The sequence below is a fragment of the Natronococcus sp. A-GB1 genome, assembly GCF_029688845.1.
In the GTDB taxonomy this organism is placed as follows: Archaea; Halobacteriota; Halobacteria; order Halobacteriales; family Natrialbaceae; genus Natronococcus.
Window position 1 is genome coordinate 113,789 of record NZ_JARUKW010000006.1, and the last position, 12,186, is coordinate 125,974.

Genomic DNA, 12,186 nt, shown 5'->3' on the forward strand with positions numbered 1-12,186 from the left:
GGCGGAAAAGAAGGTTCTGGAGCGGGCCTACGTGTTGTTCTCGACGAACGACTCGATACGGGCCAGGGCCTTCCGGAGGTCCTCGAGCCCCGTCGCGTAGGAGATCCGCAGGTGGCCCTCCCCGCCGGGGCCGAAGACGTCGCCGGGGACGACGGCGACCCCTTCCTCGCGGAGGACCTCCTCGGCGAACTCCTCGGCGGTCCAGCCCTCGGGCACCTCGGGGAAGCAGTAGAAGGCGCCCTTGGCCTCGAAGACGTCCATCCCGATCTCCCGGAACCGCGAGAGCACGAACCGACGTCGGCGGTCGTACTGGTCGACCATGTCGCGGACGTCGTTCTCGCAGGACTCGAGGGCCTCGAGGGCGGCGTGCTGGGCGGTCGTCGGCGCCGACAGCATCGTGTACTGGTGGATCTTGTTCATCGCACCGATCGCCTCGCTCGGTCCGAGCGCGTAGCCCAGCCGGAGCCCGGTCATGGCGTGGGCCTTCGAGAACCCGTTGAAGACGATCGTTCGCTCGCGCATCCCGGGCAGGGTCGCGATCGACGTGTGATCGACGCCGTCCTTGCCGTCGTCGCCGTACGTTAGCTCAGCGTAAATCTCGTCGGACAGGACGGTCATGTCGTGCTCGCGGACGAACTCGGCGATCGGCTCGAGATCGCTCTCGCGCATGATCGCCCCCGTCGGGTTGTTCGGGTAACAGAGCACGAGGACGTCGGCCTCGTCGGCACCCGCCGCCTCGAGGGCGTCGACGGTGAGCCGAAAGTCGTCCGTCTCTTTCGTCGGCACCGACAGCACCTCGCCGCCGGCGAAGATCACGCCGGGCTCGTAGGAGATGTAGGAGGGCTGGGCGACGGCGACGGTGTCGCCGGGATCGACGAAGGCTCGAAAGGCCAGGTCGACGGCCTCGCTCGCGCCCGCAGTAACGAGGATCTCCTCGGCCGGATCGTACTCGAGGTCGAACCGGTCGGCGACGTACTCGCCGATAGCCTCGCGGAGCTCCCTCGTCCCGCGGTTTGCGGTGTAGGAGGTCCGCCCTCGCTCGAGGGAGGCGATCGCGGCGTCGCGGGCGGCCCACGGCGTCGAGAAGTCGGGCTCGCCGACGCCCAGCGAGATGACGTCGTCGCGCTCCTCCGCGATCTCGAAGAACCGCCGGATACCCGAGGGTGGCACCTCCTGGACCCGCTCGGAGAGTTCGAACGTCATGGCGAGAACGAGAGCCGGTCGTCCTCCTCGCCGTCGCCGAACTCGATCCCGTTCTCCTTGTAGGAGGTCATCACGTAGTGGGTGACCGTCTGCGTGATCTCGGGGACCGGGGCGACCTTCTCGCTGACGAACTGCGAGACCTCCCGGATCGAGTCGCCCTCGACCTCCATATCGAAGTCGTAGTCCCCGCTGACCAGCCGCAAGGCGGTCACCTCGGGAAACCGTGCGAGGCGCTCGGCGATCTCGCCGTAACCCGTCTCCCGGTCGAGGTGGACGTTGAGCTCGACCTCGGCCCGGACGCGCTCGTCCTCGAGTTTGTCCCAGTCGACGACGGCCTGGTAGCCACGAACTACGCCCGCTGCCTCGAGCTCCTGGATGGTCTCCTCGACCTCGCGCTCCTCGAGGTCGGTCATTCGCGCGATGTCGTCGGCCGAGTACCGCGCGTTCTCACGGAGCAACTCGAGCACCTCGCGTTCGCTCATATCCCTCCCAAGCGCGAGGGTGAAGTAAAACGTTGTCCATCCCCGGTTTTTTGCGTCCGGCGAGGCCCGGACGAGCCGGCGGAGTCGTCGCCCTACCGATAGTTCTTGAACAGCAGCGCGCGAACGTCGTCTTTCGTCTGGACCGTCTCGACCGAGCCGTCCGGGAGCGTGACCGCATACCTCGCCTCGCCCGACGGCGCCTCCTCCCACTTGTCGTCGTGGGTCCGAAGGAGGTTCATCATCTCGTCTAACATCTCGTCGTCGTCGGCGGCGCCGTCCGTTCCGTCGCCGAGCGGTTCGGGGTCGTCGTCGCCGTCGGTTCTGTCGCCAGGCGGTTCGGACTCGTGGTCGTCACCGGAATCGCCGTCGGCCGGCACGCCTGGCGTTCCCGCGAGCCCCTCGTCAGCGGAGGTGGCCGTGTCGTCGGCTTCCCGGTCGACGGACGGTCCCGGTTTCGCGTCGCCGTCGCCGGTGATCGGTTCGTCGGAGTCGACGGCGGAGGCATCCCGGCTCTCGGCGGGTTCGGCGTCGCGTCCCTCGTCGACCGACTCCGCCTCGTCGTACGAGACCGTCTGCAGGTCCGCGTCGTCGGCAGCGGTGACGTCCTCGCTTACCTCCACGTCGTCGCTTGCCGTTCCGGGCTCGAGCTCGAGTTCGTCGTGGAGGTTGTCGATCAGGAACTGCACGGCGTCGCGTTCCCGGACGTGGCCGTACTTGCCGACGACGTGGTCGCCGATCTCCTCGCGTAGCTGCTGGACGATCGCGTACTGGTCGTCGGTTACCTCGAGTGCCTGCATACCGGACCAGTCACCCTGCTGGTACAAATATATTCCTGGGGATTCAATACAGAATACTATAACGTAAGGGAGCGCGGCGTTCGCGAAGAGACGGTCGTTCCCGACGCGGCGACGGCGACTCGACGGCCGACGGCGTATCCTATAAGGGCGAATGGCTGTTACGTGCGGGTATGGCACTCCAGTCCGATTCCGAACTCGAGGCCGGTGACGTTGCCCCCGACTTCGAACTCGAGGGCGCGGATGGCGAGACGCACACGCTCGAGGAGTTCGCCGACAGCGAGGCGCTGCTCGTGGTCTTCACCTGCAACCACTGTCCGTACGCGGAGGCGAAGTTCGACCTGCTGAACGAGCTAGCCGACGAGTACGACGCGGTTTCGGTCGTCGGGATCAATCCCAACGACGCCGAGGAGTACCCCGAGGACTCCCTCGAGAAGATGCGCGAGTACGTCGCTGACGGTCGCATCGCCTACGACGCCTACCTCCGCGACGAGAGCCAGGACGTCGCTCGAGCCTACGGTGCTGTCTGTACGCCGGATCCGTTCCTGTTCGAACAGGACGACGGCGCGTTCCGGCTAGTTTATCAGGGTCGACTCGACGACGCGTTGAATCCCGAGGACGAACCGACCCGATTCCACATCCGCGAGGCCATCGAGAGCGTCCTCGCCGGCGAGGAGGTCGACCTCGAGTGGCAGCCCTCTCAGGGCTGTTCGATCAAGTGGACCGACGACGCGTAGGATCGAAACCGTCGGTGAACGACTCCGGACGATCCGACCGCCGCCGGACCACAAGAGATTCGTGTCCGGACCACCGTTCGTCTGACAGACTCCGCTCGCATGGCCGTCGATCTCTCCCTCCTTCCGTCGTCGCTCCCGCTCGACCTCGTGCTCCAGCCCGACGTCGTCGAGTGGATCCAGGAGACTTACCTCGACACGCTCGGCCCGAAGCTGCTTGCGACGGCTCTGCTTCTCGTGCTGATTCTGATCGGCGCCGCAAGCGCCTCTCGGGTCTATGACGCGCTCCGCCAGCGATACGGGCCGAAGCTCGGCGAGGTCGTCTCGCTTCTCATCCTCGGTATCGTGATCGTGATCGTCGTCTACAGCTTCAGCGCGATCTGGGAGGTGCTGTTCGTCCTCGAGTTCACCCTCCAGACGGCGACGATCGACCGGTGGGAGGCCGCCCAGCAGATCATCACGCTCGGCATCGCGGCCACCACGTATCTGGCGATCCGGTTCGTCAATCGCTCGATCGACACGCTCGCGGAGACGAGTGCGGTTACGAAACACCAGAGCGAGGTCGCCCACCACGTCGCCGACGTCGCGATCATCGCCGCGGCGGCGACGGTGATCCTCTCGCTGTGGGGGATCAACCTCACGAACATCTTCCTCGGCGCAGGCGCGATCACCGCGATCGTCGCACTGACCGCCCGAGAGACGCTGGCGGCGATGCTCGCGGGCTTCGTCCTGCTGTTCTCACGTCCGTTCCACGTCGGCGACTGGATCGAGGTCAACGAGACCAACGGGATTGTCACCGACGTCACCATCTTCACAACCAAGATCCAGACGTTCGACGACAAACACGTCCTCGTCCCGAACGACGAGGTGACGAGCAGTCAGCTGACGAACTACTCGCGGAACAACCAGCTCCGCGTCGAGGTCGAGGTCGGTGTCGACTACGACGCCGACGTCTCACGAGCTCGAGAGATCATCGTCGAGGCGGTCGACGACCTCGAGATTATCAAGAGTTCGCCGAACCCTCAGGTCGTCACGAAGGCGTTCGGCGACTCCTCGATCCTGCTCGAGTGTCACGTCTGGATCGGGAACCCGACGAAGCGCCGCACCCACGACGCCCGCACCGCGGTCATCGAGGCCGTTGCGGACGCGTTCGACCGGGAGGACATCTCGATCCCCTACCCCCATCGCGTTCACTCCCCGCGCGGGGACGGGTTCCGGATCGAGAACGGGACCCGCGAGGAGGCGGGAATCTCGACGACCGACGACTGAGGCCCCTGTCCGGTCGTCGTCGTGGGTCACTCGTCTCGACTCGTTCGGCGTCGCGTGCCGGTCGACTCGTCTCGAGGCGTCGATCGGAGAACCACCCCATCCCGCCGGAAAAGCGCTATTCGACGCGGATTTCGCCTTCCATGCTGCCGTGGGGTCGACACCGGTAGGCGGCCATCTCTTCAGTGGCCGTGATCGTGAGGATCTGGTCGTCGCCGGGGTCGTCGGTGAGGTCGGTCTCGTAATCGTCGACGACGTCGCCGTTCTCGTCCCAGATCTCGATGTTGTGCCGAACACCGTCTCCCTCCGGCCAGCCGATTTCGTACTCCTCGCCCTCCTCGAGGATCAACGTCGGGTTCTGCTCGCCCTCGATCGCTTCGGGCTCGATACCGACCCAGCCGCTCGTCCGCCCCTCGAACAGGATCGTCGTTCCGGGCTCGATCTCGTAGCCGTCGTCGGTCTCCTCGGCGCCGCCGTCGTCGTCGCCGTTGCTGGAACAGCCGGCGGCCGCCGTCACGAGGAGAGTCGCACCTGCACCTTTGAGCACCGTTCGTCGCGTCGGTCGCGTCATACCCAGTCTTGGTATCGAGGAACCAGAACGTTATCGATGACTCCCGGAAAGCGGGAGCGGTTCGATCGCGATCCGAGTTCGACTCGAGTACTCGAGCCGACTCGAGCTACTTGACGGCGCGTCGGTACTGGATCGGCCAGGACTCGGGCTCGTCGGCGAGTTCGTCGGCGGCCCGGAGCCCGAAGTACGGGTTACGAAGGAACTCCCGACCGACGAGGACAAGATCCGCGCGGCCGTTCCGAACGATCGCGTCGGCCTGCTCGGGCTCGGTGATTCCGCCGACCGCGCCGACGGCGATCCCGGTCTCCGCCCGGATCTGCTCGGCGAGGGGGACCTGGAAATTCGGTCCGCCGGGCGGGTTCTGGTCGGGGTGGAGCCCGCCCGAACTGACGTCGATCAGGTCGGCGCCGAACTCCTCGAGTTCCCGGGCCAGCCGAACGGACTGCTCGATATCCCACGACGGACGGTCGTCGAGCCAGTCGGTGCCCGAGATCCGAACGAACACGGGCTTGTCCTCGGGCCAGACCTCCCGGACGGCCTCGGTCACCTCGCGGACGAGCCGCGTGCGGTTCTCGAAGTTTCCACCATAGTCGTCCTCGCGGCGGTTCGTCGCCGGCGAGAGGAACTCGTGGAGCAGGTAGCCGTGGGCCGCGTGGACCTCGGCAATCTCGAAACCGGCCGACAGCGAGCGCTCGGCCGCGGTCCGGTAGGCGTCGATCACGCCCTCGATATCGTCGCGAGTCGCCTTCCGGATCGAGGGGTCGTCGCCGTCGAACGGCGGGTAGCCCGCTGGCGAAGGCGAGAGCACTTCCCAGGCCTCGTCGGTCTCCTCGGGACGGATCGGAACGTTCCCATCCCACGGACGGGTCTTGCTCGCCTTGTGGCCCGCGTGGGCGAGCTGGATCGCGGGGATGCTGCCCTGCTCGCGGACGAACTCGGTGATCGGCTCGAGCGCCGCGGCGTGTTCGTCGCTCCAGATCCCCAGGTCGGCGGGCGTGATCCGCCCGCGGGGTTCGACGGCCGTCGCCTCGGTCATCACGATCCCGGCGCCGCCGACGGCGCGGCTGCCGAGGTGGACCCGGTGCCACTCGGTCGCCAGCCCGTCCGGCTCACAGGAGTACTGGCACATCGGCGAGACGGCGAGCCGGTTCGGTACCTCCAGATCGCGCAGCGACAGCGTCGAGAACAGCTCTGACATCGGTCGTCGTTACGACTCTCGAGGGTTAACCACCCCGGAGGCCGACGCGCTTGCCGGTGTGTGACGGGAGAACGGACCGCTTATTTCGTCTCCGGAGACAGGAGACGGTATGATCGGCGACTGCGGTACGGCCACCGACTTCCTCGAGCGCTTCGACGCCTCCCGTCCCGTTATCGGAATGGTACACCTTCCCCCGCTCCCCGGCGCGCCGGGGTACGACGCGGACGCTGGCCGCGAAGCGGTCCACGAGCGAGCCCTCGAGGACGCCCGCCGGCTCGAGGCCGGCGGGATCGACGGGATCGTCGTCGAGAACTTCGGTGACGCCCCCTTCTACCCCGAGGACGTGCCGAGCCACACCGTCGCGGAGCTGACCGCTGTCGCCGCAGAGCTGACCGACGCGGTCGACGTCCCGGTCGGCGTCAACGTGCTCCGCAACGACGCCGAGGCTGCGCTCTCGGTCGCCGCGGCCAGCGGCGCCGACTTCGTTCGGGTCAACGTCCACGTCGGGACGGCGGCTACAGACCAGGGCCTCCTCGAGGGCCGGGCCCACGAGACCGTGCGCCTCCGCGAGCGGATCGCTGCCGACGTCGCGCTCCTCGCTGACGTCCACGTCAAGCACGCGGCGCCCGTCGGCGGGGACGACATCCGACGGGCCGCCCTCGAGACCACAGAGCGAGGCTGTGCCGACGGCGTGATCGTCTCGGGACCCGGAACGGGTGCGGAGACCGCCCTCGAGGACGTCGAGCGAGTCGCCGAGACACTCTCGGAACACGGGCACGAGGTACCGTTGTTCGTCGGCAGCGGCGTGACGAGCGAGACGGTCGGGGACTGTCTCGCAGCCGGCGCCGACGGCGTCGTCGTCGGCACGGCGCTCAAAGAGAGCGGTGAGACGACGAACCGAGTCTCGAGCGAACGGGTCGAGGAGCTCGTCGCGGCGGGTCGAGAGTTCGAGTCCGAGTAGCGGTGAAATTCCGGTTCCAGCGTTCGTGGCGTTTGAGCACGACTATTCACGCGGGTCGCCCAACTGCGGTTTCGCGCTCCGCTCGCTCGCTTCGTTTGCTCGTCCCTTCCACGGATTCGAGCCGCCTCGAGCGACCCGGTCCGTGGCGCGTGCCGAGGGACGGCTCGAGGTCACACTGCTAGTTACGTCTAGATCCCGAACATCAGCGGACCGATCAGCACACCCATCAAGTGGACCCGTCTGGCCCGGAGCCGAACGGGGACCATCCCGATCGCCGCCGCGACGACGAAGACCAGGATCCCGAGAAGGCCGGTAAAGAGGTAGGAGAGAACGACCAGCAGGCCCAGAACCGCCGCCGAGATCTTCCAGTACTCCGTTCGGCCGACGAGCTCGAGGTAGGCGTCCCCCGCGGTGATCACGACGACGAAGCCGACGACGCCGGCGATGAGCACGCCCGACAGCAGGACGGGAAGCTCGAGGGGCGCGCCGACGTTCTCGAAGGCGACCATCACTCCGGTCCGGGGCTGACCGATCGCGAGCAGGGCAAACAGTGCAAAAATGGTGTTCGCCGTGTCGACCCCGCTGGTGGCGACGATGTACCCCCGGTCCCCCGCGTCGCCGGGGACGAACACGAGCACCGCGACGGCGGCGATCGCGGCTGAGATTCCCGGCAGGTAGCCGACGACCGCGCCCGCGACGGCGCCGGCGAGTGCGGTCGCGCCGACGAGCCAGCGCGGCATCGCGATCGTCGCCGACTCCTGGGGCGGGATCCCGCTGCCCCGGATCGCGTCGATCAGCACCGGCGCGCCGAACAGCCCCGCGAACAGCGGCGCGAGGGTACCCCCGGCCTCGAGCGGTGCGTCCGGCGAGAGGTCGAGCGTCGCCGCGCCGAGGAGCGCTGCGAGGGCAAAGGAGAGCGTGCCGCCGGCTCGGCCGCGCCAGGTTCGTTCGGAGGCGATCAGCGCGACGACGATCGCCGCGAGCAGCAAGGAGAGGTTGCTCCTGATCGTCGGATACGCCGCGGTCACGCCCCAGGTGATCGGCACCGCGAGCGGGATCGCGACGAGGACGGCGAGCAGGCTGCCGAGCGCCGAGAGGCGGATCGCCTCGTACCCCCGCCCCGCGAGCACCATCCGGTGGCCCGGCAAGGCGGTGACGGCCATCTCGGCGTCGGGAACGCCGAGCGCCATCGCGGGCACGGCGTTCAGAAAGGTGTGGACGACGCCGGCCGCGAGCATCCCCGCGCCGACGAACAGCGGCGGTCCGGGAACCGCGGGGGCGATCCCGGCGAGCAACAGCGCGAAGTTGTTGGCGTGGAGCCCGGGCACGAGCCCGCTCAGCGTGCCCAGCGCCGAGCCCGCGAGGATCCAGGCGAGCAGGTGTAGCGCCAGCCCCGGATCTCCGACGAGCTCGACCATCGCCGCAGTTGGCCCCGGCTTCGGATTTAAATTCGAGCGCCGATCCGCCGCGCGGCGCTATCGCTGAGACGTCGCGGCTCGAAAAATACGGGATCGATCGAAGTCGTCGCGTCGCGACTTAGCCGAAGAGCTCGCCGAGGCCCTCGCCACCGGCGTCCTCGTCGTCGTCGTCGTCGTCCTCTTCTTCCGCTTCGGCCTCGTCGGCCTCGTCGGCTTCCTCGTCGGCTGCGCCCTCGTCGGCTGCAGCGCCGCCCGCGGCGGCGCCGCCAGCGGCGGGGACGGCTGCGGCTTCCGAGACCGCGTCGTCGATGTCGACGTCCTCGAGCGCGGCGACGAGCGCCTTGACGCGGGACTCCTCGACGTCGACGCCGGCGGCGTCGAGCACGTTCGTCAGGTTGTCTTCGTTGATCTCTTCGTCCGTCTCGTTCAGGATGAGTGCAGCGTAAACGTATTCCATTGTAGTTACCTCGAGTTAGTTATCCGAACATCGCGCCGAGTCCTTCGCCGCCGGCACTGTCGTCGTCGTCATCGTCATCGTCGTCGTCGCCGTCGGCCTCGGCTTCCTGGTCGTCTGCCGGTTCGTCTGCCTCGTCCGTGTCGTCAGCCGACGCGGGCTCGGCGGGTGCCTCGACGCCCTGCAGTTCCTCGGGCAGGGCGTCCTCGTCGTCGATCTGGGCCGCGAGCGCGCGAAGCTGCGCGTCGGCCTTGCTGACGAGGTCGGGCATGAGCGCCTCGTCCTCGATCGCGGCCTGCAGGCCGAGGCTCTTGGCCTCGCCCGTGGCCTTGGCGATGAGGGTCGGCGCGGTCGCCTCGGTCGGGTAGCTCGCGTTGATCGAGAGGTTCCGGGCGCCGGCGGCGGCGGCCTGGATGTCGCTCTCGTAGGCCTCGACGTCGATGTCGAGATCCTCGGGGTCGAAGAGGGTCCCTTCGGCCACGACGGCGCGAAGGTCGAGCCCGACTTCCTTGGGCTCGATACCCAGCTCGTTGAGGACGTTCGCGAGGTCGGCGGAAACCTCCTCGCCGGCCTCGAGGACCGTCGAGTCCTCCATGACCTTGATCGAGCCGTCCTGAATCCGAGCGTTGGCGCCGATGCTCTGGAGCTCACCGACGAACGGCCCCGGGTCGACACCGGTGTCCCCTTCGGGGATCACGATGTCGTTGGGCGCCACCTCGCCCTCGTTGATCGGGGCGGGAGTCTTCGACGCCTCGAGCTCCTTGTAGAGCGCGAACGGGTTGTCGTTCGTGCCGACGAGCCCGACCTGTCCCTCGATCTGTTCGACGAGGTCGTCGAGGTCGGCCTCCTCGAGCGCACGGACCTGCAGGGTGTTACGGCTGACTCGCAGCTCGGCGCTGCCGTGCAGGTCGCGACGCATGTCCTGGAGCTGCTTGCTCGGAATGCCGGCGATGCCGACGATACCGACGCTCTCGTAGCTCTCGATGAGTTCGCTGAGCTCGTCGACCTCCTCTTTCTTCCACTGGGGAAGATTCTGGGTCTTACGCTCGGCCTCTGCGCTCATCTCAGGCCACCTCCACGGACGGGCCCATCGTCGTCTTTACAAAGACGGAGTCGATGTTCTGGGGGCCCTTCTCGAGGTCGGCGTGCAGGCGCCGGAGGATCACGTCGATGTTGTCCGAGATGTCCTCGGCGTCCATGTCCTCGGCACCGACGCGCGTGTGGAACGTGCGGCGGTCCCGGGAGCGGATCTGCACGGTGTTTTTGAGCCGGTTGACGGTCTCGACGACGTCGTCGTCGGGACCGAGCGGGTCCGGCATCTTCCCTCGAGGACCCAGGACGGTACCCAGGTATCGAGCGATATCTTGCATCATCGCCTCCTCGGCGATGAAGAACTGAGTCTCGTCCGCGAGGTCTTTGGCCTCGTCGTCGTCCAGATCGGCCACGTCGCTCTCCGAGAGTACCTCGTCCGCGACCTCTTCGGCGCGGACTGCGGTCTCGCCCTCGGCGATGACGACGATCTTGGTCTCTTGGCCGGTTCCGGACGGCAGGACGACCGACTCATCGACACGGTTCGACGGTTCGTTCAGGTCGAGATCGCGCAGGTTAATCGCGAGGTCGACCGTCTCGGTGAAGTTCCGATCGGGTGCGTCCTCGAGTGCGCGAGTGACTGCTGTTTGAATATCCGAATCTGCCATCGTTCACCTCCGTAGTACGCAGGAGTGCTCCTACGGGTCAGTGAAACAGGCTGCGCCTGTCTCTGTTGAACGAAGTGGGATGCCGGACTTAAACCCGTCGAACTGTCCTGCCCGTGTGTCTCCGGCCCGTAGCCGGGCGACGAGCCCGCGCGCCGAAAGGCGTTTTTCCCTGCTTCCGGTACGTTCGGTATGGCCGACCCCGCCGCCGACCTCGAGCTCGAGTCGCTCACACCGACCCACTGGGCGGCGATCGGACTGGCCGCGGTAACTGCCGCGGTCCACCTGCTCCTCGGCCTCTCCTTTCTCCCCCACTGGATGGGCGGCGCCTTCCTGGTCGCGACCGCGGGGTTCCTGGTCGGACTCTGGTTCATCCTCACCGACCGCCGACGCCGTCTCGTCTATCTCGCCGGCATTTCCTTTACCGGCGCCCAGATCGTCCTCTGGTACGTCGTCAACGAGCCGACGGGAATTGGCGACGTCACGGTCGCCGGCGCAGTCGACAAGGTCGCACAGACGCTGTTGATCGTCGCGCTCGTCGTTCTGCTGGTCCGTGGGGAGCGAGGGCCGTGACGACCGATCCCCTCGAGCGACGACGCCGAACCATCCCCCAGTGGGGACGGGCCACGGCGGGCTGTGTCACGGCCGCGCTCCTCGCGCTGGTCGCCCTCGAGACGGTCTGGACAGACGGGCCGTCAATCGCCTTTCTGGGGGTCGTCACGGGCGTTCTCGTCCTCGAGTCCGTGCTGTTGTTCCGGACGATCGATCGCGCCAGCGCCCGGCCACTTACATCCGCGACGTGGGTGACCCTGACACGTGGCGGGGCGGTCGCGGTTCTGGCCGGGTTCCTCGTCGTCCCGACGCCCGACGGCCCCGCTGCGTGGGCGCCGGCGGTCCTCTTCGCGCTCGCGGCCGGGCTCGACGCCGTCGACGGCCTCATCGCGCGGGCGACCGACTCGGCGACCGAACTGGGCGCGCGACTCGATGTTGAGATGGACGGGCTGGTCGTCCTCGTCGGCTCGGTCGTCGCCGTCGTCGCCGACGCGGTTCCGCTCGCGTTTCTCGCCGTGGGCGCGGCCCGGTATCTGTTCGTGCTGGGCTCGTGGTGGCGACGGCGACGCGGCCGGTCCGTGCTCGAGTTGCCGCCCAGCCGGGTGCGGCGCCCGCTCGGCGCGCTGGCGATGATCGCCGTCTGGCTCGCGGTGGCGCCGGTTCCCGGTCGGCCGATCTCCTACGCGGTCGCCGCGGTCGTAACGGTGCCATTTCTTGCGAACTTCTGTCGGGACTGGCTCGCGGTCTGTGGCTACGACTTACCGTAGCACGGACAACGACCAAGTATCTTCCCGCGGAACCGTCCCGTACCGTGACCGATCGCTACGACGAACCGGACGCCTCCGTTGACGTCGATGCC

At 67.5% G+C, this 12,186-nt stretch carries 14 protein-coding genes; 5 read left to right on the forward strand and 9 right to left on the reverse strand.

Annotation, left to right across the window (positions count from 1 at the left end; translation table 11 throughout):
• Positions 1-27: 27 nt before the first annotated feature.
• The 3 genes from QA600_RS08815 to QA600_RS08825 form a co-directional block, all read right to left on the reverse strand.
• On the reverse strand, positions 28-1,203 hold the full coding sequence (locus QA600_RS08815; RefSeq protein ID WP_278291579.1) for an aminotransferase class I/II-fold pyridoxal phosphate-dependent enzyme: 1,176 nt from the start codon (positions 1,201-1,203) through the stop codon (positions 28-30).
• A complete protein-coding gene (locus QA600_RS08820; protein WP_278291580.1) occupies positions 1,200-1,685 on the reverse strand; it encodes an Lrp/AsnC family transcriptional regulator in 486 nt (161 codons plus the stop codon). The genes QA600_RS08815 and QA600_RS08820 overlap by 4 nt, the downstream gene beginning before the upstream one ends.
• A gap of 92 nt (positions 1,686-1,777) precedes the next feature.
• On the reverse strand, positions 1,778-2,482 hold the full coding sequence (locus QA600_RS08825) for a hypothetical protein (RefSeq protein ID WP_278291581.1): 705 nt from the start codon (positions 2,480-2,482) through the stop codon (positions 1,778-1,780).
• Positions 2,483-2,652: 170 nt separating this feature from the next.
• On the opposite strand from QA600_RS08825, the gene QA600_RS08830 reads away from it, so the two are divergent.
• Complete coding sequence (locus tag QA600_RS08830) at positions 2,653-3,216, forward strand: thioredoxin family protein (protein ID WP_278291582.1); 564 nt, start codon at positions 2,653-2,655, stop codon at positions 3,214-3,216.
• A 99-nt stretch (positions 3,217-3,315) separates the two neighbouring features.
• Positions 3,316-4,482, forward strand: a complete 1,167-nt coding sequence (locus QA600_RS08835; protein WP_278291583.1) for a mechanosensitive ion channel family protein — start codon at positions 3,316-3,318, stop codon at positions 4,480-4,482.
• A 115-nt stretch (positions 4,483-4,597) separates the two neighbouring features.
• On the opposite strand, the gene QA600_RS08840 is transcribed toward QA600_RS08835, so the two are convergent.
• Together QA600_RS08840 and QA600_RS08845 are read right to left on the reverse strand one after the other, a co-directional pair.
• On the reverse strand, positions 4,598-5,050 hold the full coding sequence (locus QA600_RS08840; RefSeq protein ID WP_278291584.1) for a twin-arginine translocation signal domain-containing protein: 453 nt from the start codon (positions 5,048-5,050) through the stop codon (positions 4,598-4,600).
• A gap of 106 nt (positions 5,051-5,156) precedes the next feature.
• Positions 5,157-6,248 carry an NADH:flavin oxidoreductase/NADH oxidase gene (locus QA600_RS08845; RefSeq protein WP_278291585.1) on the reverse strand — a complete coding sequence of 364 codons (1,092 nt, stop codon included), beginning with the start codon at positions 6,246-6,248 and terminating at the stop codon, positions 5,157-5,159.
• A 109-nt stretch (positions 6,249-6,357) separates the two neighbouring features.
• Here QA600_RS08845 and QA600_RS08850 point away from each other — a divergent pair, with 109 nt between their 5' ends.
• Positions 6,358-7,209, forward strand: a complete 852-nt coding sequence (locus tag QA600_RS08850) for a BtpA/SgcQ family protein (RefSeq protein ID WP_278291586.1) — start codon at positions 6,358-6,360, stop codon at positions 7,207-7,209.
• A gap of 188 nt (positions 7,210-7,397) precedes the next feature.
• On the opposite strand, the gene QA600_RS08855 is transcribed toward QA600_RS08850, so the two are convergent.
• The 4 genes from QA600_RS08855 to QA600_RS08870 form a co-directional block, all read right to left on the reverse strand.
• A complete protein-coding gene (locus QA600_RS08855; RefSeq protein ID WP_278291587.1) occupies positions 7,398-8,627 on the reverse strand; it encodes a tripartite tricarboxylate transporter permease in 1,230 nt (409 codons plus the stop codon).
• Between the two features lie 118 nt (positions 8,628-8,745).
• The gene (gene rpl12p, locus QA600_RS08860; RefSeq protein WP_278291588.1) at positions 8,746-9,084 is read right to left on the reverse strand and encodes a 50S ribosomal protein P1; all 339 of its coding nucleotides are present in this window, start codon (positions 9,082-9,084) and stop codon (positions 8,746-8,748) included.
• 19 nt (positions 9,085-9,103) lie between these two features.
• The gene (locus tag QA600_RS08865; protein ID WP_278291589.1) at positions 9,104-10,144 is read right to left on the reverse strand and encodes a 50S ribosomal protein L10; all 1,041 of its coding nucleotides are present in this window, start codon (positions 10,142-10,144) and stop codon (positions 9,104-9,106) included.
• Between the two features lies 1 nt (position 10,145).
• Complete coding sequence (locus tag QA600_RS08870) at positions 10,146-10,778, reverse strand: 50S ribosomal protein L1 (protein WP_005555399.1); 633 nt, start codon at positions 10,776-10,778, stop codon at positions 10,146-10,148.
• A 189-nt stretch (positions 10,779-10,967) separates the two neighbouring features.
• Here QA600_RS08870 and QA600_RS08875 point away from each other — a divergent pair, with 189 nt between their 5' ends.
• Positions 10,968-11,348 (forward strand): hypothetical protein, encoded by a 381-nt coding sequence (locus QA600_RS08875; protein WP_278291590.1) that lies wholly within the window; start codon positions 10,968-10,970, stop codon positions 11,346-11,348.
• Positions 11,345-12,094 carry a CDP-alcohol phosphatidyltransferase family protein gene (locus tag QA600_RS08880; protein WP_278291591.1) on the forward strand — a complete coding sequence of 250 codons (750 nt, stop codon included), beginning with the start codon at positions 11,345-11,347 and terminating at the stop codon, positions 12,092-12,094. Before QA600_RS08875 ends, QA600_RS08880 begins: the two co-directional genes overlap by 4 nt.
• Positions 12,095-12,186: the final 92 nt, after the last annotated feature.

Bases quoted from the DNA above. Each gene is read 5' to 3' on its own strand.
- QA600_RS08815 (WP_278291579.1), bottom strand. From the start codon at position 1,203: ATGACGTTCGAACTCTCCGAGCGGGTCCAGGAGGTGCCACCCTCGGGT.
- QA600_RS08820 (WP_278291580.1), bottom strand. From the start codon at position 1,685: ATGAGCGAACGCGAGGTGCTCGAGTTGCTCCGTGAGAACGCGCGGTAC.
- QA600_RS08825 (WP_278291581.1), bottom strand. From the start codon at position 2,482: ATGCAGGCACTCGAGGTAACCGACGACCAGTACGCGATCGTCCAGCAG.
- QA600_RS08830 (WP_278291582.1), top strand. From the start codon at position 2,653: ATGGCACTCCAGTCCGATTCCGAACTCGAGGCCGGTGACGTTGCCCCC.
- QA600_RS08835 (WP_278291583.1), top strand. From the start codon at position 3,316: ATGGCCGTCGATCTCTCCCTCCTTCCGTCGTCGCTCCCGCTCGACCTC.
- QA600_RS08840 (WP_278291584.1), bottom strand. From the start codon at position 5,050: ATGACGCGACCGACGCGACGAACGGTGCTCAAAGGTGCAGGTGCGACT.
- QA600_RS08845 (WP_278291585.1), bottom strand. From the start codon at position 6,248: ATGTCAGAGCTGTTCTCGACGCTGTCGCTGCGCGATCTGGAGGTACCG.
- QA600_RS08850 (WP_278291586.1), top strand. From the start codon at position 6,358: ATGATCGGCGACTGCGGTACGGCCACCGACTTCCTCGAGCGCTTCGAC.
- QA600_RS08855 (WP_278291587.1), bottom strand. From the start codon at position 8,627: ATGGTCGAGCTCGTCGGAGATCCGGGGCTGGCGCTACACCTGCTCGCC.
- rpl12p (WP_278291588.1), bottom strand. From the start codon at position 9,084: ATGGAATACGTTTACGCTGCACTCATCCTGAACGAGACGGACGAAGAG.
- QA600_RS08865 (WP_278291589.1), bottom strand. From the start codon at position 10,144: ATGAGCGCAGAGGCCGAGCGTAAGACCCAGAATCTTCCCCAGTGGAAG.
- QA600_RS08870 (WP_005555399.1), bottom strand. From the start codon at position 10,778: ATGGCAGATTCGGATATTCAAACAGCAGTCACTCGCGCACTCGAGGAC.
- QA600_RS08875 (WP_278291590.1), top strand. From the start codon at position 10,968: ATGGCCGACCCCGCCGCCGACCTCGAGCTCGAGTCGCTCACACCGACC.